Origin of the sequence: Pectobacterium sp. IFB5596, assembly GCF_021432585.1 — a bacterium.
Taxonomy (GTDB): domain Bacteria; phylum Pseudomonadota; class Gammaproteobacteria; order Enterobacterales; family Enterobacteriaceae; genus Pectobacterium; species Pectobacterium punjabense.
On the sequence record NZ_LXFY01000001.1, the window covers coordinates 623,718 to 648,028 of the forward strand.

A 24,311-nucleotide genomic window follows, 5' to 3' on the forward strand; every position below is an offset into this window, starting at 1 on the left:
ACGACTCCTCTACCTGCGGGAGCTAACGCTCCCGCTGCCTCAATTACGGTTTCAACGCAAAAGTGTTGAGTTTGTTCGCATTAGACTCATCGATCAGAATGCAATCCATCAGCTGTTTTTCATCGTGCTGTGCCTTGCCGTTCTTCAGGTAGTAATCCGCCTGTTCAACCGCCATCTGCGCCTGCTGCCAGCCGGGTTGCAGCACCGTGGCCTTGATGTTGCCTTTATTGATAATGGAATCACGCACGTAGTCGCTGCCATCAAAGCCCACCACTATCACGTCGTGACGCCCCGCCGCTTTCAGCGCCGCTTCTGCCCCCAGCGCCATGGTGTCGTTACCGGAAATCACGCCGGTGATATCTGGGTTTGCCTGCAAGATGGCTTCCATACGGGTAAAGGCTTCCGTCTGGCTCCAGTTCGCCGTTTGTCTGGCGACGCGCTTCATGTCGCTATATTGATCGATCACATCGTGGTAACCCTGCGAACGGACGTGCGCATTGGTGTCTGACTCGCGGCCAATCAACTCGACGTACTTGCCTTTCTGGCCCATCAGTTCGACAAATTTCTCCGCGCCGAGCTGCGCCCCCTGATAGTTATTGGAAACAATCTGCGCCACGGCCACGCCGGTTTCATTGATTTCACGGTCGATCAGGAATGCGGGAATACCCGCCGCTTTCGCTTTCTTCAGTGGTCCAATGGTGGCATCAGCCCCGGCATTATCCAGAATGATGGCTTTCGCCTTGCGGGCAATGGCAGTTTCAATCAGTTGATTTTGCTTACTAACGTCATCGTCGTGCGAGGCCACCAGCGTGGTGTAGCCTAGCTCGGCAGCTTTTGTTCTGGCACCTTCGGCTTCCGCTTTAAAGAAGGGGTTGTCGTGTGAAGGGGTAATAATGGCGATCAAGCCGTTATCTGCGGCGAACGTGCCAGCAGACAGGGAGAACATGATAGCCAGCAGGGAGGATTTCAGACGGTAAGGTTTCATTGTTATTCTCCTGTTTGAATATATATTCAATATTGAATTAACATTCAAATGAAGTTTTACAACCAACCGAAAAATTGTCCAACAGCAAAAACAGGAATAGCGAAGCAGCTCACAAATTGTTTACATTTTGTACGAGGCGGTAATGGTGAGAAACGGTAAAAAAACAGAAACGAGAGAGATAAAAAATTGCTGGAGAAATTTTTAACGTTGCGTCAGCAATGGCTCACAGGGTGACGGACAAGGAAGTTCGTCATAAAAAAGCGGATGACGGATGCCATCCGCAGAATACGCGCTACAGGAAATTATCTACGGGGTACAACCTACTACAGGAACGACAACTCAAGGGCTACGAGGATTTATTCTCAGCGGCATCCTCTTCTGTCTGTTCTTTGATTTCTTCATACTGGAGCGACAACGGGCCGCACCATCGCTGTGCCAGCCAACTTGCGACCACCACCAGCAGCCAGCTGATTAACGTCGCCACCACCAGATCCTGCGGCCAATGCATGCCGAGCACCAGGCGGCTGCCCATGACGCCACTGGCCCAGAGCATCAGGATCACCACGGTTTTATAATGTCGGCGCGCCCACAGTAACCCAACGGCCAACAAAGCCCAGGTTGCGGCAAACAGGGTGTGCCCAGAGGGGAAAGCAAAGCCGGTTTCAAACTGCCAGTGGCTGCGCAGCCATTGTGGGATCTGCGTTTGATCCTGCAACTGCGTTTTCACCAGTTCTGAACGTTCCTTACGCGGTAACGAGTAGAAATAGCTGTCGTCCACCTGATAATTTCTCTCCAGCCAAACAACATAAGGCCGGGATTCCTGCACCCACTCTTTAATCACCGATTTGATGCCCTGCCCAACCAACACCGTAATCGCCATAATAACCAACAGGCCGAGTGCAGGTTTCAGACGAAAACGCAGGCACCAGAGAAACCAGATGCTTAAGATAATGCTGGTCAGAATTCCCCACGGTGACGTCACTGTCTCGGTGACCCAAAAGAGTACGCGCAACCAAGCCCCACCATATTCCGGTTGCCACTGCCAACCGCTCATCCAGATAATCAGTGGCATAATCAGTAATAGCGCTGCGCCAATGGTGGTTCGTTTGGCAATGTCGTACATAATTTCTTCCCATAATTCAGCATGATGCTTTGCAACAAAACTTTCACAATTCTATCAGAAAATCCGACATGAACTGTCAGTATGGCGTAAAATAGCGCTCAGTTCTGTCAACGAAGTTGAAACCAAACTGAGGTCAGGTCACGCTATAGTTCAATTTTTGTGACGTTCTTAGACAGGCTTTTTTGCTGGTCAAGCGCGATAGGCAGCAGTAGGATTCGCCTCAGCACTTTTGTTTTTTGGACACAGCGTTTTTTGGATACCGCGTTTTTGGAGAAAAGTATGCAGCTAAAACGGGTGGCGGAAGCCAAATTACCCACTCCGTGGGGCGATTTTCTGATGGTGGGTTTTGAAGAAATCGCCACGGGCCATGACCACCTTGCGCTGGTTTATGGTGATATTTCCGGTTCAGTTCCCGTACTTGCCCGCGTACATTCCGAGTGCCTGACGGGAGATGCCTTGTTTAGCCTGCGCTGTGACTGTGGTTTCCAGTTGGAGGCCGCTTTGGGACACATCGCCGAAGAAGGTCGTGGCGTGCTGCTTTACCACCGTCAGGAAGGCCGTAACATTGGGCTGCTCAATAAAATCCGCGCTTATGCGTTGCAGGATCTGGGAGCCGATACGGTGGAAGCCAACCATCAACTCGGGTTTGCCGCCGACGAGCGCGACTTCACGCTGTGCGCTGACATGTTCAAGCTGCTGGGCGTTGATGAAGTTCGCCTGCTGACGAATAATCCGCAGAAAGTAAAAATTCTCAACGAAGCAGGCATCAACATCGTCGAGCGTGTGCCATTAATCGTCGGGCGCAACCCGAAGAATGAGAACTATTTGGCCACCAAAGCGGCAAAAATGGGACACATGCTGGACATGAAGTAACGCGTTCTACTGCATCGTATGAGAAAGCGCTCTACACCAGAAAGCGTTACGTTAGAAAAGCCTGCATCCAAAAATAGCCGACTTTAGTCGGCTATTTCATTTCGGCTAGTGCTTGATGACGTACATATCTTTCGTGTAGTAATCGCCACGATAATCCGGAGCGAAACCACCAATATACGTCTTCGCCATTTGTGGCTGAACATAGTAATAGATAGGGATTAATGCCATATCTTTGTCTAAGATATCCGAGGCTTGTTGATAAATAGCCTCTTTTTCCTGCTTATCCTTCACTGTCAGCGCCTTTTTCAGTAACCCGTCATACTCGGCATTACTGTATTTACCGTTGTTGCTGCTGTCATTGGTTTCCATCGTATTCAGGAAGGTACTTGCTTCATTGTAATCTCCCGTCCACGAGTGTCTGACCACTTCAAAGTCGCCAGTACGCACGGTATCCAGCATGGTTTTCCATTCCTGATTTTGCAGCGTCACTTCAAGACCAAGATTCTTCTTCCACATTGACGTTGCAGCAATCGCTATGCGCAAATGTGACTCTGATGTGTTGTAAAGCAGGGTGAATTTCAGCGGTTTCTTTTCATCAAAGCCAGCTTCTTTCAACAGTTTTTTCGCCTCAGCATTGCGCTGCTGCTGTGTCCAGCCTGCCCACTCTGGCTCTTTACGCTGAAAGCCCCCGACATTTTTAGGAATCAAACTGTACGCAGGCGTTTGCCCCATACCCAGCACGTTGTTCGCAATAATATTTTTATCCAAACTCAGATCCAACGCACGCCGGACACGTGGATCGTTGAACGGTGCTTTTTGCATATTGAAACGGTAAAAATAGGTGCTCATCAGTGGCGAAACTTTCACTTCTTGCGGGTAGTCTTTTTTCAACGAAGCGAACTGAATTGGCGACAAAATATTCGTAACATCAATTTCACCGGATTTATAGCGATTTAACTCCGCCGCTTGCGAGCTGATCGGCAGGTACGTGACTTTGTTAATGACGGTATGCGCATCATCCCAATACTGGCTATTACGTTTACCAACAATACGTTCGTTCACCACCCACTCGTTTAGCGTATACGGGCCACTGCTGACGAAATTCGCGACCTGCGTCCAGTTCTCAGGGTGCTTTTCAATCACCGCTTTCGGTAACGGAACCATCACATAGAAGGACGACATCTCCAGGAAATACGAAATCGGGTGTTCCAGCGTTATTTCAACCGTGTGGCTATCCAGCGCTTTTATACCCAGTGATTCTGGCGCTTTCTTGCCCGCCATAATGTCTGCCGCATTCTTCACATACATACTGGAAACATAGCTGCCATAAGGCGACAGCGTTTTAGGGTCGCCAAGGCGTCGCCAGCTAAACACCACATCATCCGCAGTAATCGGTGAGCCATCAGACCATTTGGCATCAGGTCGCAGGTGAAAGGTCCATACCGTATTGTCTTTATTCTCCCACCGCTCAGCTAGTCGTGGCTGTATCGTGCCGTTGTCTCCCACATGCACCAAATTGTCGAAGAAGTCACCGATGATATACCCTTCAACATTGCTTTCTACCTTATGCGGGTCCAACGAGGCAGGCTCTGAACCATTGCCTCGTACCAGCTCTTGTTTGTCCGCCAATACCACACCAGCGGGAACCTGAGCAGCAAAAACCGAGGTTATCGCCCCCGTTGCACACAAAGTAAGAAGTAACACCGAGTGTTTAAAACGTTTTTTGATTACACCATTCATATAACCTCCTGTTATATCCGTCATCATTTAAGCAGTATCCGCGTTGCCATAAGGGCAGGTATGAGAAATAGTTTTTACTTATTCCACATAGAGTTAGCGTCACTATAACCTAACCACAATTCGCCTGAGGATACGAGGATTTAATGCGGAGAAACATGCGCGGGTACACCCAACAATGTACCCGCGCGGCAAGACTAAGCGGAGGTTGCGTTACAACATATTGCGGATAACGTAATGCAGGATGCCGTCATGCTGGTAATAGGTCAGCTCATTACGAGTGTCAATGCGGCAGCGGGTCTTGATCGTCCGCGTATTGCCATCCGCACCCGTGATGTTTACCTCAACGGTGGCACCCGGTGTCAGCTGATTTAATCCCGTGATCGAGATTTGTTCATCCCCGGTTAATTGCAGCGTTTTACGCGTCACGCCATCAGGAAACTCCAGCGGCAGAATCCCCATTCCAATCAGATTAGAGCGGTGGATACGCTCGAACGATTCGGCGATCACCACGCGGACGCCCAACAAACGAGGGCCTTTTGCTGCCCAGTCGCGGCTAGAACCGGAGCCGTACTCTTTACCGGCAAACAGCGCCAGCGGGATAGTGTCGTCCTTGTAGCGCATCGCCGCGTCATAGATCGTCATCTCATTCTGCGACGGAATATGGCGGGTATAGCCGCCCTCTTTACCCGGCACCATCTCATTACGGATACGGATGTTGGCAAAGGTGCCGCGCATCATCACTTCATGGTTACCGCGCCTTGAACCATAAGAGTTAAACTCTGTGGTTTCGACGCCGCGCTCCAGCAAGTATTTCCCTGCCGGACTATCGCGTTTGATATTACCCGCCGGAGAGATATGGTCGGTTGTGACCGAGTCTCCCAGCATCGCCAGAATGCGCGCGTTGTGGATATCCTGAACCGGTTCTGGTTCTTTCTCCATATCAAGAAAGAAAGGCGTTTGACGAATATAGGTCGACTCTTGCGGCCATTGATAGGTCGGATTGTTGTCGACCTCAATGTCCTGCCACTCCTGCGTTCCTTCAAACACCGCCGCATATTGTTGGTGAAACATACCAGCACTGACGTTCAGTACCGCATCTGCCACCGCTTTCGTCGAAGGCCAGATATCTTTCAGATAGACCGCTTTGCCATCACGATCTTCCCCCAATGGTTCTTGCGTCAGATCGACATTCATATTTCCCGCCAGCGCATACGCGACCACCAGCGGCGGTGAAGCCAGCCAGTTTGTCTTCACCAGCGGATGAATACGGCCTTCAAAGTTACGGTTACCAGACAACACCGCGCCGACCGTCAGGTCACCTGCTTTTATCGCGGCTTCAATCGCATCCGGCAGCGGGCCAGAGTTACCAATACAGGTGGTACAGCCGTAGCCCACTAGATTAAATCCCAATTCATCGAGATACGGCGTCAATCCCGCTTTCGCATAGTAATCCGTGACAACCCGTGAGCCCGGTGCCAGCGAGGTTTTGACCCACGGCTTGGTTTTCAGACCGCGCTCTACCGCATTTTTTGCCAGTAACCCGGCCGTCATCAGCACGCTCGGGTTAGAGGTATTGGTGCAGGAGGTGATCGCTGCAATCACGACCGCCCCCTGCTGTAAGCGGTGCGTTTCGCCTTCCAACGTGAATTCTTCATAGTCAGAGCGATTCTTCACCGTGCTGACATCCAGTTCCCGGCTGGCGTTGAACGCTTCCGGCACGCCCGCTAAAGGGACACGATCCTGCGGACGCTTCGGCCCCGCCAGACTGGTTTCTACCGTTGCTAAATCCAGCGCGAGCTGGCTGGTAAATACCGGTTCATCCCCGGTATGACGCCACAGCCCTTGCAGCTTACTGTAGGCTTCCACCAGCGCAATCTGTTCTTCCGCACGGTTGGTCAACCGCATGTAGTCCAACGTGATGTTATCGATAGGAAAGAAGCCACAGGTCGCACCATATTCCGGTGCCATGTTGGCGATGGTTGCGCGATCCGCCAGCGGCAGCGAATCCAATCCATCACCGTAAAATTCCACAAACTTGCCGACCACACCGTGTTTACGCAACATCTGCGTGACCGTCAGAACCAGATCGGTGGCGGTAATCCCTTCGCGCATTTTTCCGCTTAATTTCACACCAACGACATCGGGGATCAGCATCGAAACAGGCTGCCCCAGCATCGCTGCCTCGGCTTCTATCCCGCCGACACCCCAACCGAGTACGCCTAAGCCGTTAATCATGGTGGTGTGCGAATCGGTCCCTACCAATGTATCAGGGTAGGCGAACTGCTTGTCGCCCTGCTTTTCGTACCAGATGGCCTTGGCGAGATACTCCAGATTCACCTGATGGCAAATCCCAGTTCCCGGTGGTACGACGCTGAAATGGCTAAAAGCATTCTGCCCCCAGCGCAAAAACTCATAACGTTCACGGTTACGCGCCATTTCCAATTGTGTGTTATCCGTTAGCGCCTGACGATCGCCAAAGTGGTCAACCGTAACCGAGTGATCGATAACCAAATCGACTGGCGACAACGGGTTAACCTTATTCACATCGCCGCCCAGCCTTTTCACCGCAGCGCGCATCGCGGCCAGGTCGACCACGGCAGGCACGCCGGTAAAGTCCTGCATCAATACACGCGCAGGACGATAGGCAATTTCCCGATCGACGTGACCGGTTTTCAGCCAGTCCACCACGGCCTGAAGATCGTCCTGCTCTACGGTGTCACCGTCCTGATGACGTAATAAATTTTCCAGCAAGACCTTGAGTGACTTCGGTAATTTATCGATATTACCCAGCGTTTTCGTCGCCTTCGATAGGCTGTAGTAATGGTAAATCTGCTGTTGTACCGTCAGTGTGTCCAGACAAGTGTCGCGAAGGTGTGATGACATGCTTCCTCCCAAATTAACTTGCTATTCGTTCTTCTGCATCGGGCGATTACTGAATAACCAGCCTGAGCTTGCGGTCTTATTTAAAGATAACACAAACAAAAAATAACGTTTTTGCAACAAGGCGATATAAACGCAACGATAGCCGTTAGCTATTGAAAAGAAGCGCATCGGAATAAATACACATGGAAACGAGAATGGATGGAAAACAACAGCGGCAACGGGTGAAGGCTACGAAAGGCAATATAAAGAAGAACGGCCCGAAGGCCGCCTATCTCAGCACATTAATCTGACGCGAATTTAAACATTTCCGGTTGCCATCACAGAGGCCTCTTCGTCGGAATGGTCATGGTTTTGTTCTAGTTTGGCAACAACCGCTGTCGCCATGCCGTTGCCAATCACATTGGTCGCCGTGCGGCCCATATCCAGGAACTGATCGATACCAATAATCAGCAAGATACCCGCTTCGGGTAAGCCGAACATCGGCAGCGTGGCTGCCACTACCACCACCGCTGCGCGAGCGACGCCTGCCATGCCTTTACTTGTGATCATCAGCGTCAGCAGAATCAGCATCTGTTGCGTCAAACTTAGGTGGATGTTGTAGGCCTGTGCGATAAACAGAATCGCAAAAGCCTGATAGATCATCGAGCCGACAAGGTTAAAGGAATACCCCAACGGGAGTACGAAACTGGTGATTTTCTTAGGAACGCCGAACTCGCTCAGCGCCTCCATTGTTTTCGGATAGGCCGCTTCGCTACTTGCGGTAGCAAACGCCAGCATACTGGGCTCACGTAGCAATTTGATCAGCCCCCAGGTTGCTTTCTTCCCGAGGAACAGCGCACCAGCACCGAACATTAACCCCCATAGCAGCGCCAACCCAATATAGAACTCACCAATAACTTTGCCAAAGTCAAAGAGCAGCCCCAGACCTTCGGTCGTAATAGAAGATGCTAATGAGGAAAATACCGCCAAAGGCGCTAAACGCATGACATAATCCGTCACCCGAAACATCACTTTCGCCAGTTCTTCTATCATCGACTCCATCGTGACGGCATGCTTATTTTGGCCTTTCACAAAGGCCAGTGCCGAACCGAAAAACATGGAGAACACCAGGATCTGTAATATTTCGTTATTCGCCATTGCTTCGACGATGCTGCGTGGAAATATATGGGCAATAAAGCTTTTCAGTGTAAACCCGCCCGTGCTCACGCCCGCATCTACCTGTACCGATGCACTGGGTATTTCAAGATTCATTCCTACGCCTGGCTCAAAAATATTTGCCAACAACATGCCAATAAAAAGAGAAACCAGTGAAGAGCAAATAAACCACAACATGGCTTTCAGCCCTATTCGGCCGACGGAAGAAGAGTTCCCCATGCTAGCCAGACCAGAGACCAGCGTTGCAAATACCAATGGCGCAATGATCATTTTTATCAGACGAAGAAAAACATCTGTCACTAAATTAAAATAGGACACCACCTCTTTGGCTTCCTGCGCAGTCAATAAAGCGTGGCAAGCTCCGCCAACAATAATTCCTAAAACAATAGCCAAGGCTATAAAAAATAATAACCGGTTTTTTTTCATAGTAACCTCATGGTAATGAGTAAATTCAGGCAATACACATTATTAGCAACAGTGAACCGCCTGACACACAATTGCACGCAACGTACGGTTTATCCGATCTTTGTCGTATTATCTGTGTGTTGGTATAATGCTCATCTCTACTCGATGAGAGCGTTTATTTTTCCAGCACTGCTGGGGAATGTTTTAACGACATGTGACGTATAATTGGAAATGTCGTAGGTAATTAATATTATGTGTTCGCTAAGAGAATCGTTGCGCATAGCTACCCCTCATTTGTTACACATGAAAAAATAAAGGGGTAATTCAGTCGACATAAAACAAAAAAGACAACCATCCATACCCTTTCCTATTTCCAAAAATATTAATTAGACGCTAGCGATGGAGAAATAACTTAAATTGACGCTATCATGAAAAATACGAAACCTGTCACTAATGAAATTTTTCTTATCAATAAATTTAGTAATAATTAATTAACTTCGATTACTCTCTCGGTGAAAAACATCATTCACATAGTTGATTTAACAAAATTTGCTCCCAAAAGCAGACGGAACGCTTTATTTAGTCATTTTACCCGCACTATCGTCTCTTCCACCTGCATCGTCTCTGGTGGCCAGTGAGCGATCCGTACCACCATCTGTTGTATGTATTACATGTGACATTGTTCTCTGCATGGGATGCTCAAACCCACAACGTCGCCCGAGGATGGCATGATAATTTGCCTTTACTCCGTCAAAATCGCCCAAGTCTCATACGGCAGTCATACATAAGGAGTATTTTGGAAGAAGCCTCACACTCTATCGTTACGTTTTGTTGTAAAAAAACGACATGTCGTCATTCAACAATCATCAGCGCATGTGTTGGTGGAAAAATAATAATAGAAAGGGGTCTTCATGAAACTGTTTTACAAGGCTGAAAGCAGTTCTCTTTTTACGCACATCGTTTTGCTCGAATCCAAATTGGAGTTCAAACTGGAGAAGGTCAATCTACGCACGAAAAAAACAGAGCGTGGTATCGACTATATGTCCATCAATCCAAAGGGAATGGTGCCAGCGTTAGAACTCGATGACGGCTCGATCCTAACTGAAGGCGTCGCTATTGCTGAATACATCGCCGATCTGGTTCCACACTGTAACCTTATCGCCCCCACCGGGAGTATGGCACGCTACCATACGATTGAATGGCTGAATTACATTTCTGCTGAATTGCATAAAACGTTTACGCCGATTTTCCGCCCCGGCACGCCGGAAACGTATAAAGAACTATTGACTGAGTATTTGCAGGTCAAATTCCGTTATATCAATCTGGTGCTGAGTGAACAAAATTATCTGGTCGCCAACCGCTTCAGTATCGCCGATGCCTATCTGTTTACCGTAATGCGCTGGGCACAGTCGTTAAAGTTGGATATGTTCCGCTACCCTGCGCTGGCCGCCTATCTCGACCATATTGCCGAGCGACCTTCCGTCGCTACCGCGCTAAAGGTTGAAAGGTTGAAAGGTTGAAAGGTTGAAAGAATAACATGCAATCACGCCCCGAGTTTCGGGGCGTGATTCGTTTCACGACAGACGAACGGCCTGGAAATGATGGCGCGGATTGGCGATACCATCCTGAGCAGCAACCAATTGCAGTTCGTACTCATTCATCTCTTTCGTCACCAGCATAACTTCGTACACTGCCGCCGTTGTGTGCTCCAACGCTTTATCCAACGCGACTCCCTTCAGCAAATTCACCAGCAGCAATCCACTGGTCAAATCGCCCACGCCAACAGGCTGGCGTTCAAACTCCACCAGCGGGCGGCTAATGTGCCAGGCATCCGTCGGCGTGACCAGCAGCATTTCGAAACTGTCTTCACGGCTTGCCGCTCGGCTAAGGTGCTTCACCAGAACGATTTTTGGCCCTTTTTCACACAGTGCACGGGCGGTCTCCACGGCTTCCGTCACGTTATGCACGGTACGGCCACCAAGCAGTTCCAGCTCAGGCAGATTCGGCGCGATAATGTCAGCCGCGAGTAGCGACTGCTGACAGTGAAAACCAGATACGCCGGGAGCAACAATACAGCCTTTCTCCGGCGTGCCCATCACGGGGTCACAGAAGTACAACGCCTCAGGATTAGCGGCTTTTACCTGCCGAACAATATCCAGAATATGTTCACCTTGCTCAGCAGAGCCGATATAGCCACTCAACACCGCATTACACGTTTTCAGTTTGTCGATATTCGCAATACCCTGTACCACTTCAGTCAAGTGGCTGGCAGGCATCACACACCCCGTCCAGTGGCCATATTGGGTATGGTTCGAAAACTGTACCGTATTCAATGGCCAAACGTTTGCGCCCATCCGACGCATCGGAAACTCTGCCGCGCTATTGCCCGCATGACCAAAAACGACGTGTGATTGGATGGAAAGTATATTTTTCATTAGATATGACTCAAACCCTTGCCAGCGCCTATGCGCCTCAACTTACCAGAAGAAAGGGAGCTAACGCTCCCTTATCGGTGATGCTTATGCTTGCCAGCAGATCAGGCAATAGTGCTTTTTACCGCGACGCAATAAGGTGTAGCGATCAAACAGACGGTCAGCAGCACTGAAGATGTATTCAGGATTCGCCTGTTTTTCACCGTTAATCGTTACCGCATTCGACGCGATCATCGTGCGCGCTTGACCGCGTGACGGCACCAACTCGGCACTGACCAGCGCCTGTTGTAAATCCGCGCTGTTTTCCAGTTCGATAATCGGCATGCCATCCTGAGCAAGCTGAGCAAAGTCGTCCTGCGTCATATCCTGCAACGCGCCAGAGAACAGGCTTTGCGTGATGCGGCGCGCGGCTTCCAGACCCGATTCCCCGTGTACCATACGCGTGACTTCTTCCGCCAGCACATACTGAGCGCGTGGCGCTGTGCCGCTATTCTTGTCTTCTTCTTCCAACGCATCGATGTCTTCGAGGCTCATGAACGTGAAGAATTTCAGGAAGCGGTACACATCGGCATCTGCCGTGTTGATCCAGAACTGGTAGAATTTGTAAGGGCTAGTTTTGCTAGCATCCAACCAGATTGCGCCGCCTTCCGTTTTACCGAATTTCGTGCCATCAGATTTGGTGATCAGCGGCACGGTCAAGCCGTAAACCTGCTTCTGGTTCATACGGCGCGTCAAATCGATACCGGATGTAATATTACCCCACTGGTCAGAACCACCGATTTGCAGTTCGACGCCATGCTGCTTGTTCAGCGAGGCAAAGTCATATCCCTGCAACAGGTTGTAAGAGAACTCAGTGAATGAAATACCCACATCATCACGATTTAAACGCTGCTTGACGGCTTCTTTGCTAATCATCTGATTAACCGAGAAATGTTTACCGATGTCACGCAAAAAATCCAGCACGTTCATACTACCGAACCAATCGTAGTTATTCGCCGCAATCGCGCTGTTTTTACCGCAGTCAAAATCCAGGAAAGGAGAAACCTGACGACGAATTTTTTCTACCCATTCACCCACGGTTTCAGCCGTGTTCAGTTTACGCTCTGTGGCTTTAAAGCTTGGGTCACCAATCAGTCCCGTCGCCCCACCTACCAGCGCAACAGGCTGGTGCCCAGACAGTTGGAAGCGTTTCAGGCAGAGCAGTGGCACCAGATGCCCCAAATGCAAGCTGTCAGCGGTAGGATCAAAACCGCAATACAGTGCAATTGGCCCTTGCGCCAGCCGCTCTGCTAACGCTTCCTCATCCGTCACCTGGGCAATCAAGCCCCGCTCTTGCAATTGTTTAATCAGGTTACTACTCGCCATCGATAACTCCATTTTTATAAAAACAGGCCGTTACGTTCCCTTTGGGTTTACGCACAGAGCCGTGAGGGATGCGCAGCATACCTGTCTGCTGTCGCATAATGATTTCGCTGCTGCATTACCTTACGCAACAGACTACGAACGCCATATCGCTGGGCAATGTCCAGCCAACGCGAAACTTCATAGGATAAAGTGCCGATGGTAGGAGCGCCAGCGTTTAACACGGATATTTCGTGATTAAGGCGCTAAACGATCAATCTGCCAGCCCTCTTCCTGTCGCTGGTAGAAAAATCGGTCATGCAAGCGGTGTTCACCGCCTTGCCAGAACTCCACAGAATCGATAACGACGCGGAAGCCGCCCCAGAAACTCGGCAAAGGGACTTCGCCACTTTGGAATTTTTGCTTCAACTCCAAAAATTTGCTTTCCAGCACACCGCGCGCTGAAATCCGGCTGGACTGTTTTGATACCCACGCACCAATCTGGCTATCTTTCGGACGACTATGGAAGTATTTCAGCACCTCAAGCGTCGGCAGTTTCTCTACTCGTCCCAACACCATCACCTGCCGTTCCAGCATATGCCAGGGGAACAGCAGGCTGATACGTGGATTGTTTTCCAGATGATGCGCTTTGCGGCTGCCCATATTGGTATAAAACACCATGCCTTTTTCATCATAGTGTTTGAGCAGAACGATGCGCTGATAGGGCTGCCCGTGTTCATCAACGGTTGCGACAGACATCGCAGTAGGATCGGCCAGTTTCGCTTCACAAGCCTGTTTCAGCCAGCGTTCAAATAAATCCAGCGGGTTAGCGGGGAGATCGCGACGACGAAGCCCGCCTCGCGTGTATTCGCGGCGGATGTCGGCAATATCGGCGGGTTGAATAAGAGGCGTACCGTCAGAGAGGGAGCGTTCCTGAGTCATAATATCCTGCTGTCGCAATGTCGGGCCAGAAGCGGGCGAAAATCCCATTCTGCTCCCGTACCCGAAAAATCGCAATCAGCAGTGACACTGCTCACATTCAACGTCAGTTACATCGGTGCCAACACGCAATCGTCAACAATAACGCGTTCACCCCGTTGGATAAATGCACGATCGCCTTTGCTCCAGAACGTATAGGTATCATTGCTGTACCTGACCCCAGAAGCAGACACCACTTGAGGAAGCACCAGGCGTTCACCGTCGAGCAAGAAACTCACCTGTGCAGGCGTTTCTCCACCCTGCTGTAGCGTGACAGTTAGCGGCATCGTGCCACATTGATAATGCAGCGTTTCCACCGTCTGTTTATGACCAAAATAGCTGCATCCGCTCAGCAGAATCAGCGCTGTCCCCGCCAGAAATTGTTTCATTTTCTCTCCTGTTATTCTTGTCGATGGCGGCAACTGGCGCTGCCGCTCACGTAAGTTTAACAAGAGGATAACGATGAACCTCTCGGCAAAATCCGATTAATCCGCGCTGACCGGATAAATCGCGCCTAACACCGTTTCCTGACTCGCTCCCGTGACGGACGGCAGATTGCCCGGCAGCCCTGATAGCGTGCGTGACGCCAGCCAGGCAAATGCCAGCGCTTCCATATCATCGCCGCTCACACCACATTCATCCGTGGTGCTGACTTCGATGCCCGGCAGCAGAGCCGAGAGACGCATCATGATGAGCGGGTTACGCGCACCGCCGCCACAAACCAACAAACGCTCACATCCACCAACCAATAGCACCTGTTCAGCAATGCTCATGGCTGTCAATTCGACCAGCGTCGCCTGAACATCCTGCGGCGCAATCGGCGGCAAACCAGCCAGCATTCTTTCCAGCCAGCCCAGATTGAAATACTCACGTCCGGTGCTTTTCGGTGCCCGTAACGCAAAATAAGGATCGGTCAACATCCGACGTAGCAATAGCGGATTCACCTGCCCGCTTACCGCCCACACTGCGTCTTTATCATACGGTTGTGCGCAATGCCGCCAGATCCAGGCATCCAGCAGCATATTCCCCGGCCCGGTATCGTAACCGCGCACGGGCGCACCTGGCACCAGCAGTGACAGATTGGCGATCCCGCCGATATTGAGCACAATACGACGTTCGACAGGATGCAGTAACAACGCATGATGGAATGACGGCACCAGCGGGGCACCTTGTCCGCCATAAGCTAAATCACGGCGACGAAAATCACCCACAGTGGTAATGCCAGTTAATGCGGCAACGCGGTTATTATCGCCGATCTGTAACGTACACGGTGCATCTCCCGTAGGCTCGTGCCAGACCGTCTGCCCATGGCAGCCAATTGCGGTAATATCCTGCGCCCCCAACGCGGTCTCTTTAAGCAGTGTCAGTACAGCTTCGGCAAACAAAATACCTAAACGTGTATCCAACTGCCCCAGCGCTGACAGCGTCACAGCCTGCCCCTGACACATCCCAAGGATGGCCATTTTAATATCCTGCGGTATCGGATGACAGTAACTCGCCTGCTGTGCAACCGTATGCTCATCAATCGCGGCTAGCACAACATCGACGCCATCAAGACTGGTGCCGGACATCACGCCAATATATCTGCCTGACCTCATTATATAGCCTTTTCCCTATGGGATAAAAAGAGAACACCGATAACAACCGTTACGCTGAGAATAAAAATAGCACGTTAACACGCTGAATTATTAAAATTTTTACATTTTTGCCACACGGGTTAGGTTTTAACCAAAAAGGCGTTTTTGATAATATTTGCTACAAAAAAAGTCATGTATTGTGCTATTTACTTCTCTGTTTAGCCGCAATTTAAGCGCACTATTATAATCTGAAAAAAAGAGTAAAAAGAGTGGCATGCTACACTGAGCCAGACCATAATTTATTGGTATAACACTGCGTTGGCCGAGGCTGAGCCAGCCCGACATATTCGCTATTAAGGAGTTTTTATTATGATGAAGCGTTTGCTTGTGGTTACCCTTGCTGGTATCACGCTCGCTGGTTGTGCTAATACCAGTACGCTTTCCGGTGATGTATACAGCGCATCCGAAGCTAAACAGGTGCAGACCGTTACCTATGGCACCATCGTTTCTATGCGTCCGGTTCAGATTCAGGCTGGGGAAGATTCTAACGTTATCGGCGCACTGGGCGGTGCGGTTCTGGGTGGTTTCCTGGGCAACACTATCGGTGGCGGTTCCGGCCGTAGTCTGGCAACGGCCGCTGGCGCAGTAGCAGGTGGTGTAGCAGGTCAAAGCGCGACAGGTGCACTGAACCGTACACAGGGCGTAGAGCTGGAAATCCGTCGTGATGACGGCAGTACCATTATGGTGGTACAGAAACAGGGTGATACGAAATTCAGCAAGGGTCAACGTGTTGCCATGGCGAGCAATGGCCGTAACATCACCGTTTCTCCACGCTAACGTTGTGTGACGATCGCTGCTCTGCGCGGCGATCGTCACAACGAATAATCAACTCCCGGAATAAATAACCAATAACGAGTATCGGTAATATCGCCGGGATTTCATTCTCCCTCTGCGTAACCCGAATTTAGCTACACTTGATGTTCATGCAATGCCAATATATTTTTTTCAAGACGCGAAACCAACAGCGCTAATTCATCAACCTGCTCTGGCGTAATTCCAAATAACACCTCACTTCGTGTATGACTAATTACACCATTGACTGCCTGTATTATTGGTTCCGCTGATTCAGTCAGCATAATACGTTTTGCCCGGCGATCGTGAGCACAAACGTGACGAGTGATTAACCCCTTCTCCTCAAGCTGATCCAGTGTTCGAACTAATGAGGGTTGCTCAATACCAATTGCTTTGGCCAATTGAATCTGCGACTGGCCGGGGGGTAAGTGGTATATGTTATGCAACGTGACCCAATGCGTTTGAGTCAGCTCAAGTGGTTTTAATCGGTGATCGACCAGCGCACGCCACACGCGCACCAGACGAGCTAAATCAGATCCTAATGGCAATTCCATCACCTCTCCTTATTGTTAGCACGCTAAGTTATATCCCTGGATTGCAATCAATTCTGATTTATAAGAATAAAAAACGATATTACTATCGTAAAAAAATAGAACCTTTCCTGAACATGATTCTATCAAATAAAAGTCTTTTAAAAATGATCTTTGGCTTATTTTATTCAATCGAACGCTCCTGCGTTGCTTAAACAAAATTTCACGTAAATAGATCGTCTAAGACAAAATGACTTAAAACAACGATGGCTGATGGGATTCTGCTGGTGTATCGGTTTTCTCTGAACGCTGTGACCGTTTCATTCTTTGCCGACACAAACGCAGTACATCCTGTTTCTGAGCATCACTCATTTGGCCCCAGCTAAAGCGTTCGTTACGACTGCGAAAGCAACCGCGACAATATCCGCCATCATCCGCCTGACAAATACCACGGCATGGATTAGGGACAACAAAGAGTTCAAGCTGCTCTGGCACACCACCTCCCGCTACAACTCTATTTATTGAAGCCCTGTTCTTTACTGCTGGCAAGCCCAAACAGACCGTCACAATGAAAATAATTAGATAACCATTGTAATCACTGACGATTTTTTTATGCGTCAGGCGGCCTAAAATCCCCTGACTACGCCATTACCCCCCTCCTGTTGGTACGTTTTAACACAAACCTCACCATAGTGTCGCATTTAGTGTCGCATTTTTAGCACCATCCCAACAGCTTGGACTCACCAGAGCCACAACGCTATACTTCCCTTTTGTTGCACTTTTTAACGAGGGCATTATGCGTTTACTTCATACCATGCTACGTGTTGGCGATTTACAACGTTCTATCGATTTCTATACCCAGATTCTGGGAATGCGCGTACTCCGCACCAGCGAGAATACCGAATACAAATACACACTGGCTTTCGTCGGTTATACCGAAGAGAGCGAGGGTGCAGTTATCGAGCTGACCTACAACTGGGGCGTCGACAGCTACGATCTGGGCAACGCCTATGGCCATATCGCGTTGGGCGTTGACGATGTTGCCGCAACCTGTGAGCGTATCCGTAAAGCTGGCGGTAATGTGACGCGTGAAGCGGGTCCGGTCAAAGGCGGTACGACCGTTATCGCATTCATCGAAGATCCAGACGGTTATAAAATCGAATTGATCGAAAACGCCCATGCTGGCAACGGCATCGGTCACTAATACTCCGCATTCTACAGGTGCTGCATCGGCACCTGTTCTCCCCCCTTCTTCTGCTACCGCCACCGGTTGAAAGGTAACGGGCATGCTGCATCTCCGGCCAAAATTTGCCATAATGCGCGCTGCGTTTTGCTGACAATTAAGAGACAAATGGCTGATAAAAGTGATCTGAACGCCCTGAGCGGCCGTTTTCGTGGGTTTTATCCCGTAGTGATTGATGTTGAGACTGCCGGATTTAATGCTAAAACTGATGCCTTGCTGGAAGTCGCAGCAGTAACATTAAAAATGGATCAAGACGGTTGGTTACAGCCAGATGAAACGCTACATTTTCACATTGAGCCATTCGAAGGCGCGATTCTGGAACCTGCGGCACTGGCGTTTAACGGCATTGACCCCACTAACCCGCTACGTGGTGCGGTGAGCGAATACGATGCGCTGCACGAAATTTTCAAAGTCGTGCGTAAAGGGATTAAAGATCAGGGCTGTAACCGTGCGATTATCGTGGCACATAATGCCACCTTCGATCACAGCTTTATGGCGGCGGCAGCGGATCGTTGTAGCCTGAAACGTAACCCGTTCCATCCTTTCGCCACATTCGATACCGCCGCCCTTAGCGGACTGGTTTTAGGCCAAACGGTTCTGGCTAAAGCCTGTATTACCGCTGGCATTGCGTTTGATTCCAGCCAGGCGCACTCCGCGCTGTATGACACCAATCAGACCGCGTTATTGTTCTGTGAGTTGGTTAACCGCTGGAAACGTCTGGGAGGATGGCCGCTTGCGCTGGAAGAAAGCTCTCTCGAAGATACATCAGCCGAAGACTAAGAAAACGCGAAAGCTAATCGTAAAAAAACGGGTGCCATAAGGCACCCGCTGGGAATATTCACGCTCGCATCATAACCGTACTGAGATTGTTATTGCGTGTGGTGCAACATTACTCTTGATCGGCCTGCTGCGCTTTGTATTTATCAGCCGTTTCTTTGATCAGCTGTTGCAGTTCGCCACGCTGAAACATTTCAACCACGATATCACAACCGCCAACCAGTTCCCCATCCACCCACAGCTGTGGGAATGTCGGCCAGTTCGCGTATTTCGGCAGTTCAGCACGAATATCCGGGTTCTGTAAAATATCAACATAAGCAAAACGTTCGCCACATGAAGACAATGCCTGGACGGTCTGTGCAGAAAAACCGCAGCTTGGCAATTTTGGGGAACCTTTCATGTACAGCAGAATCGGGTTTTCAGCAATTTGGCGCTGAATTTTTTCAATTGTCGGTGTCGTCATCTTCTTGCTTCCTTAAACCTATAGGATGGCTAACGTCCAAAACGCTAGCCATGAGTCGCCGTCAAAGTGTTACGACAGCGACATTGACTCAATGATATTGTACCGATGCCAATAGCCACAAAAAAACGCCATTTTTTGTAGGGTTATTTTTCTACTAATTATTCATCATTGATGAAATCAACGCCAGAAAACGCTGATAAATCAGACGAAAAAACAACTATTAACGTTTTTTCACTATTCTGTATGAATAAAGCGGCCATGCCCACTTTTTTATGACGCCGTTTTCAGGAATACTGTGCGGATTGAGCGAGTTAAGGATTATGTTCGGTCACTTTTATTATGCGCTTATTTATTACTCTTTTTATATTATTTTTCAGTAACCTATCCCTGAACGTCGTTCAGGCTGCGCCGCATACCCCGCATTCTACGCCGAAGAAAAGCGCTGTTGAAGAAACGAATAAGAAAAGCCGTCAAACAAAGGGTAATGCTAAGTCACCAGCGCCAATCAAAAGTAAAAAGCCAGAACCTGCCACCGTCAGCAATAAAGCCAAACCCCGTACGGCTAACAAACCGGTAGAAAAGAAGCCATCCCGGACGCAAAGCAGCACACCTGCACTAGTGAAAAAAAACCTTAAAAAGCTGAAGCCTGAAGACGACAGGCAGACCATTGCACAGGCCAGAGTCAAAACCGGGCTGAAGAAGACAGCACTCAAAGGAAAAGTGGATAAAAATCCAGCGCCCACAGAAAAGGGCATGACACTGAGCGCAGCACATAAAAAACGCTATCAACACGCCAAAACGACCGCAATGAATAAACTGATGAGCCAGATCGGTAAACCTTACCACTGGGGCGGATCATCTCCTTTTACTGGTTTCGACTGTAGCGGGCTGGTCTATTACGCCTATAAAGACGTCGTTAAGATCCAAATCCCTCGTACTGCGAACGAAATGTACCATCTGCGTGATGCCGCACCGATTAAAAAGAGTGAGCTGGAAAGTGGCGACCTGGTCTTTTTCCGCATCAACAATCGTGGGGCTGCCGATCACGTCGGGGTGTATCTGGGGGAAGGCAAATTTATCCAGTCACCGCGTACAGGTTCAGATATTCGTATCAGCAAACTAAGTGAAGATTATTGGCAAGAGCACTATGTTGGGGCGCGTCGCGTGGTGACGCCGCAGACCATTCGTTAAGCGATAGCACGACGAACAGAAGCGTATTCAGACACGTTTTGTGCAATAAACCTGTCTGAATACCTAACCTGCGCAAAAAGCACTGAAGGTTAGTTCAACACCGCAATGAAACTAAACGCGATGATCACAGCCAACGAGCCAACCGTTGTCAGCAAAGACATCTTCAGATCTGTATCCATAAACCACTCCTTATTAGCAAACAAATTTCATCTGAAACTTCATCTGAAAAAAAGACACCATCATTCACAGCCGAACCCACGTAGACAGTTAAAGCTACAAATAATAGGGTTATTACGATTCTTTCATAATTCTAGCGAAAAATCTCCGACAGATGCATCACTAATAGTATAAATTAGCCCTTTCACTTTCATGATAAATCGGACACAATCCGCTGTTTATGAAAGCGCTGCGTACCAGTCGAAAAACGTCAAGCCAGATCCCTTCGGTATAACATTCGGCATTCTCCTTCTGAAATCCTGTTTTTTAGCTTAGAAGAAGAACTTTAAACGTAGGCAAACGATTAACAATATACTTACGTCTGTAACAGGTAAGTTCAGGAGTCATTTTTAGATGGCAACGATTAAAGATGTGGCAAAACGTGCTGGCGTTTCCACCACAACCGTATCGCACGTGATCAATAAAACACGTTTCGTCGCCGAAGAGACTAAGGCAGCCGTCAGGGCAGCAATCAAGGAATTGCACTATTCGCCTAGCGCCGTCGCCCGCAGCCTCAAAGTTAATCACACCAAATCTATCGGCTTGCTGGCTACATCCAGCGAAGCGCCCTATTTCGCCGAGATCATTGAAGCGGTCGAAAACAGCTGTTATGCCAAAGGCTACACGCTGGTACTGTGTAATTCTCATAACGATATCGGCAAACAGCGCGCTTATCTCTCGATGCTGGCGCAAAAACGCGTCGACGGTCTGCTGGTGATGTGCGCCGAGTACCCGCCAGAGTTATTGGGCATGCTGGAAGATTATCGCAGCATTCCCATGGTCGTCATGGACTGGGGCCAAATGCACAGCGATTTCACCGATACCATCATCGATAACGCCTTTGAGGGCGGCTATATGGCAGGCCGCTATCTGATTGAACGCGGCCATCGGGATATTGGTGCCATCCCCGGAATACAAGAGCGCAACACGGGTAACGGGCGCTACCTTGGCTTTTTAAAAGCCTTAAAAGAAGCCGACATTACCGTACGCGACGAATGGGTCGTGCGGGGCGATTTCGAACCGGAATCCGGCTACAAAGCCATGCATCAGATCCTCGCACAGAAACAGCGGCCAACGGCCGTATTCTGCGGCGGCGATATCATGGCAATGGGTGCTATTTGTGCGGCTGACGAACTGGGTTTGCGCGTGCCACAGGATATTTCGGTGATCGGTTATGACAACGTGCGCCACGCGCGTTTCTTTACGCCTGCGCTGACCACCATCCACCAGCCAAAGGAGCGTCTGGGACAGTCCGCTTTCGCGATGCTGCTGGATCGCATTACCAGTAAGCGGGAAGATGCACACGTCATTGAAGTGCACCCAACGCTGATTGAACGTCGCTCAGTTGCCGACGGCCCGTTCCTCGATTACCGCCGCTAACCTCGGCGACTCAATATAGACCGATTTTTCTTATTCCCACCCGCTTTCCTTGTCTGCTTCAGCCAATTTCCTTGTGTGCTGGCTGAAGCAGATTTAAACTGAAAACTGCGTTTCACTTTCACTGATAAAACCCAGAATAGCGATAGCCGCACGTAAGCGGATACGCGTTCTTCTTGCCTATAAGCGCATTAACTACCTGCTTATTAGCGCATTTCTTCTTCCTTTTTCTCTGGTGACAGCTGGTACATCAGCTGCGGTAAGTGCTGTCCAGGTATGTTTTTCCATACTTTCACACGTGAAAAATTTAGGAGACATGATGGGTACACCTTATGCGAAAGAGCAGCATAGCCATACCACACCCTGGCTGAAAATCATGCAAGACAGGTTGAATACCGCGGGTATCACTATTAACGGCACTCGCCCTTTTGATATCTGCGTTAACCACCCTGGTTTTTTTAAACGCGTCTTGCGGGAAGGTTCGCTGGGATTAGGGGAGAGCTATATGGACGGATGGTGGGAGTGTGAACGGCTGGATATGTTTTTCCATCTTGTCCTACGTGCAGGGCTAAAGCACACACTTCCTCGCCCTTTGCACGATCTTATGCGAATCGCCACTGCCCGCATCACGAATTTGCAATCCCGCCGACGCTCTCGAGTCGTCGGCGAATTGCATTACGATCTGGGTAATGACCTTTTTTCCCTCATGTTGGACCCTTACATGCAATATTCCTGTGCCTACTGGAAACAGGCACAAACGCTGGAACACGCGCAGGAAGATAAACTCACGATGATTTGTGAAAAACTCCAGCTTAAACCCGGCATGACGCTGCTGGATATCGGCTGTGGCTGGGGCGGGCTTGCTGAGTTCGCGGCGCGTCGCTACGGGGTTTCCGTTTACGGTATCACCATTTCCCGAGAACAGCAGACGCTGGCCCAACAGCGCTGCCTGGGACTGGATGTCATCATCAAACTACAGGATTACCGCGATCTCGATCGGCACTTTGACCGCGTGGTGTCAGTAGGTATGTTTGAACACGTAGGGCCACGCAACTATGATAACTACTTTCGTATTGTACGCCGCAGCCTAAAGCCCAATGGGCTGTTCCTGCTGCATACTATCGGTGCTAATTCAACCGATTCACGCCTCGATCCCTGGATTCATAAATACATCTTCCCCAACGGCTGCATTCCATCCGTTGTGCACATTGCGCAGGCGAGTGAGCCTGACATGGTGATGGAAGACTGGCACAATTTCGGTGTTGATTACGATCGCACATTAATGGCATGGCATACGCGCTTTCAACAAGGATGGCCGCAGCTTGCCACACACTACTCTGAACGTTTTCGTCGGATGTTCAGCTACTATTTGAATGCGTGTGCCGGAGCATTCAGAGCAAGAGAACTTCAGCTCTGGCAGATCGTCTTCAGCAGGGATGGAATAGACGGCGGGTTGCGTGTTTCTCGCTAACAGAAAAGAAAAAACCGGACGATGTTGCTCGTCCGGTTTACAAAAAATAGGGAATACAGCATTACTCTTCTTTACCGAGGTCGTTCACCTGTTTACTGGCTAACACGCGCTCGACGGTATCCACCACGGCCTGTGTTTGCGGGTCGATCTCAATATTGATGCGATTGCCCAAACGCTTCAGCCCCAACGTTGTGCGGTTCAGCGTTTCTGGAATTAAATGCACACAGAAGCGCCCGCGGGTCACCTCGCCCACCGTCAGGCTGATACCGTCAATCCCGACGAAACCTTTATGCAGCACGTATTTCATCAGCGCTTCATCTGCCAGACGGAACCAAATCTGATGGTTGTTCTCTGAAACTTGAATCTTGACCACTTCCGCCGTACACATAATATGGCCCGACATCACATGTCCACCGATCTCATCACCGAATTTCGCCGCTCGCTCAATATTCACGACATCGCCTTCATGAATATCACCCAGATTCGTTAGCCGCAGCGTTTCTTTCATGAGATCAAAACTGACACGATCGCCATCAATAGCTGTCACCGTCAGGCAACAGCCGTTGTGCGCCACCGATGCACCGAGCGCGAGCCCTGGCAACAGGTCGGGAGGAAGTTGAATAACGTGAGTACGAAAATTGGATTTTTCTTCAATTGACACCACAGGTGCGGTGCCCTGAACAATACCGGTAAACATGC

At 49.6% G+C, this 24,311-nt stretch carries 23 protein-coding genes; 8 read left to right on the forward strand and 15 right to left on the reverse strand.

Going from position 1 to position 24,311, the window contains the following annotated elements; translation table 11 throughout:
* Nucleotides 1-43 precede the first annotated feature (43 nt).
* Both A6301_RS02960 and pgpB read right to left on the reverse strand, forming a co-directional pair.
* Nucleotides 44-985, reverse strand: coding sequence for a D-ribose ABC transporter substrate-binding protein (locus tag A6301_RS02960; protein ID WP_005972510.1), 942 nt, complete (start codon nucleotides 983-985; stop codon nucleotides 44-46).
* A 346-nt stretch (nucleotides 986-1,331) separates the two neighbouring features.
* Nucleotides 1,332-2,108: a phosphatidylglycerophosphatase B gene (pgpB, locus tag A6301_RS02965; RefSeq protein WP_234257074.1), complete on the reverse strand. Its 777-nt coding sequence runs from the start codon at nucleotides 2,106-2,108 to the stop codon at nucleotides 1,332-1,334.
* A gap of 279 nt (nucleotides 2,109-2,387) precedes the next feature.
* Between pgpB and ribA the strand changes: the two genes are divergently transcribed.
* The gene (gene ribA, locus A6301_RS02970) at nucleotides 2,388-2,981 is read left to right on the forward strand and encodes a GTP cyclohydrolase II (protein WP_107167579.1); all 594 of its coding nucleotides are present in this window, start codon (nucleotides 2,388-2,390) and stop codon (nucleotides 2,979-2,981) included.
* A gap of 105 nt (nucleotides 2,982-3,086) precedes the next feature.
* On the opposite strand, the gene A6301_RS02975 is transcribed toward ribA, so the two are convergent.
* From A6301_RS02975 to A6301_RS02985, 3 genes are all read right to left on the reverse strand, one after another.
* Nucleotides 3,087-4,721, reverse strand: a complete 1,635-nt coding sequence (locus tag A6301_RS02975) for an ABC transporter substrate-binding protein (protein ID WP_234257075.1) — start codon at nucleotides 4,719-4,721, stop codon at nucleotides 3,087-3,089.
* A gap of 210 nt (nucleotides 4,722-4,931) precedes the next feature.
* Nucleotides 4,932-7,604, reverse strand: a complete 2,673-nt coding sequence (gene acnA, locus A6301_RS02980; RefSeq protein WP_234257076.1) for an aconitate hydratase AcnA — start codon at nucleotides 7,602-7,604, stop codon at nucleotides 4,932-4,934.
* A gap of 297 nt (nucleotides 7,605-7,901) precedes the next feature.
* Nucleotides 7,902-9,185 (reverse strand): dicarboxylate/amino acid:cation symporter, encoded by a 1,284-nt coding sequence (locus A6301_RS02985; protein ID WP_234257077.1) that lies wholly within the window; start codon nucleotides 9,183-9,185, stop codon nucleotides 7,902-7,904.
* Nucleotides 9,186-10,075: 890 nt separating this feature from the next.
* On the opposite strand from A6301_RS02985, the gene gstA reads away from it, so the two are divergent.
* Entirely contained in the window at nucleotides 10,076-10,684 is a 609-nt protein-coding gene (gstA, locus tag A6301_RS02990) for a glutathione transferase GstA (protein WP_107167583.1), read from the forward strand.
* A gap of 54 nt (nucleotides 10,685-10,738) precedes the next feature.
* Here gstA and pdxY read toward each other — a convergent pair whose 3' ends face one another.
* From pdxY to anmK, 5 genes are all read right to left on the reverse strand, one after another.
* Nucleotides 10,739-11,599 (reverse strand): pyridoxal kinase PdxY, encoded by an 861-nt coding sequence (gene pdxY / locus A6301_RS02995; protein ID WP_107167584.1) that lies wholly within the window; start codon nucleotides 11,597-11,599, stop codon nucleotides 10,739-10,741.
* 84 nt (nucleotides 11,600-11,683) lie between these two features.
* Nucleotides 11,684-12,961 carry a tyrosine--tRNA ligase gene (gene tyrS, locus A6301_RS03000; RefSeq protein ID WP_107167585.1) on the reverse strand — a complete coding sequence of 426 codons (1,278 nt, stop codon included), beginning with the start codon at nucleotides 12,959-12,961 and terminating at the stop codon, nucleotides 11,684-11,686.
* A 234-nt stretch (nucleotides 12,962-13,195) separates the two neighbouring features.
* On the reverse strand, nucleotides 13,196-13,879 hold the full coding sequence (gene pdxH, locus A6301_RS03005; RefSeq protein ID WP_107167805.1) for a pyridoxamine 5'-phosphate oxidase: 684 nt from the start codon (nucleotides 13,877-13,879) through the stop codon (nucleotides 13,196-13,198).
* A 107-nt stretch (nucleotides 13,880-13,986) separates the two neighbouring features.
* Nucleotides 13,987-14,304 (reverse strand): MliC family protein, encoded by a 318-nt coding sequence (locus A6301_RS03010; protein ID WP_107167586.1) that lies wholly within the window; start codon nucleotides 14,302-14,304, stop codon nucleotides 13,987-13,989.
* Nucleotides 14,305-14,400: 96 nt separating this feature from the next.
* Nucleotides 14,401-15,513, reverse strand: a complete 1,113-nt coding sequence (gene anmK / locus A6301_RS03015) for an anhydro-N-acetylmuramic acid kinase (protein WP_107167587.1) — start codon at nucleotides 15,511-15,513, stop codon at nucleotides 14,401-14,403.
* A 348-nt stretch (nucleotides 15,514-15,861) separates the two neighbouring features.
* Between anmK and A6301_RS03020 the strand changes: the two genes are divergently transcribed.
* Nucleotides 15,862-16,329, forward strand: a complete 468-nt coding sequence (locus tag A6301_RS03020) for a glycine zipper 2TM domain-containing protein (protein WP_107167588.1) — start codon at nucleotides 15,862-15,864, stop codon at nucleotides 16,327-16,329.
* A gap of 131 nt (nucleotides 16,330-16,460) precedes the next feature.
* Here A6301_RS03020 and slyA read toward each other — a convergent pair whose 3' ends face one another.
* A complete protein-coding gene (slyA, locus tag A6301_RS03025; protein ID WP_107167589.1) occupies nucleotides 16,461-16,898 on the reverse strand; it encodes a transcriptional regulator SlyA in 438 nt (145 codons plus the stop codon).
* A 231-nt stretch (nucleotides 16,899-17,129) separates the two neighbouring features.
* Nucleotides 17,130-17,369, reverse strand: a complete 240-nt coding sequence (locus A6301_RS03030) for a DUF1289 domain-containing protein (RefSeq protein WP_137739897.1) — start codon at nucleotides 17,367-17,369, stop codon at nucleotides 17,130-17,132.
* 301 nt (nucleotides 17,370-17,670) lie between these two features.
* Here A6301_RS03030 and gloA point away from each other — a divergent pair, with 301 nt between their 5' ends.
* Complete coding sequence (gene gloA / locus A6301_RS03035) at nucleotides 17,671-18,078, forward strand: lactoylglutathione lyase (RefSeq protein ID WP_010276601.1); 408 nt, start codon at nucleotides 17,671-17,673, stop codon at nucleotides 18,076-18,078.
* A 147-nt stretch (nucleotides 18,079-18,225) separates the two neighbouring features.
* Nucleotides 18,226-18,897: a ribonuclease T gene (gene rnt, locus A6301_RS03040; RefSeq protein WP_107167591.1), complete on the forward strand. Its 672-nt coding sequence runs from the start codon at nucleotides 18,226-18,228 to the stop codon at nucleotides 18,895-18,897.
* A gap of 109 nt (nucleotides 18,898-19,006) precedes the next feature.
* Here rnt and A6301_RS03045 read toward each other — a convergent pair whose 3' ends face one another.
* The gene (locus A6301_RS03045; protein ID WP_005972539.1) at nucleotides 19,007-19,357 is read right to left on the reverse strand and encodes a Grx4 family monothiol glutaredoxin; all 351 of its coding nucleotides are present in this window, start codon (nucleotides 19,355-19,357) and stop codon (nucleotides 19,007-19,009) included.
* Nucleotides 19,358-19,696: 339 nt separating this feature from the next.
* Between A6301_RS03045 and A6301_RS03050 the strand changes: the two genes are divergently transcribed.
* Nucleotides 19,697-20,548, forward strand: a complete 852-nt coding sequence (locus A6301_RS03050; RefSeq protein WP_205542702.1) for a C40 family peptidase — start codon at nucleotides 19,697-19,699, stop codon at nucleotides 20,546-20,548.
* An 89-nt stretch (nucleotides 20,549-20,637) separates the two neighbouring features.
* Here the strand turns inward: A6301_RS03050 and A6301_RS03055 are convergent, their stop codons facing one another.
* Nucleotides 20,638-20,727: a YnhF family membrane protein gene (locus A6301_RS03055; RefSeq protein WP_014915740.1), complete on the reverse strand. Its 90-nt coding sequence runs from the start codon at nucleotides 20,725-20,727 to the stop codon at nucleotides 20,638-20,640.
* A 391-nt stretch (nucleotides 20,728-21,118) separates the two neighbouring features.
* On the opposite strand from A6301_RS03055, the gene purR reads away from it, so the two are divergent.
* Together purR and cfa are read left to right on the forward strand one after the other, a co-directional pair.
* Nucleotides 21,119-22,144, forward strand: coding sequence for an HTH-type transcriptional repressor PurR (purR, locus tag A6301_RS03060; RefSeq protein WP_107167593.1), 1,026 nt, complete (start codon nucleotides 21,119-21,121; stop codon nucleotides 22,142-22,144).
* Nucleotides 22,145-22,460: 316 nt separating this feature from the next.
* Entirely contained in the window at nucleotides 22,461-23,612 is a 1,152-nt protein-coding gene (gene cfa / locus A6301_RS03065; protein WP_234257183.1) for a cyclopropane fatty acyl phospholipid synthase, read from the forward strand.
* A gap of 61 nt (nucleotides 23,613-23,673) precedes the next feature.
* On the opposite strand, the gene A6301_RS03070 is transcribed toward cfa, so the two are convergent.
* Nucleotides 23,674-24,309, reverse strand: coding sequence for a riboflavin synthase subunit alpha (locus tag A6301_RS03070; RefSeq protein ID WP_107167595.1), 636 nt, complete (start codon nucleotides 24,307-24,309; stop codon nucleotides 23,674-23,676).
* Nucleotides 24,310-24,311: the final 2 nt, after the last annotated feature.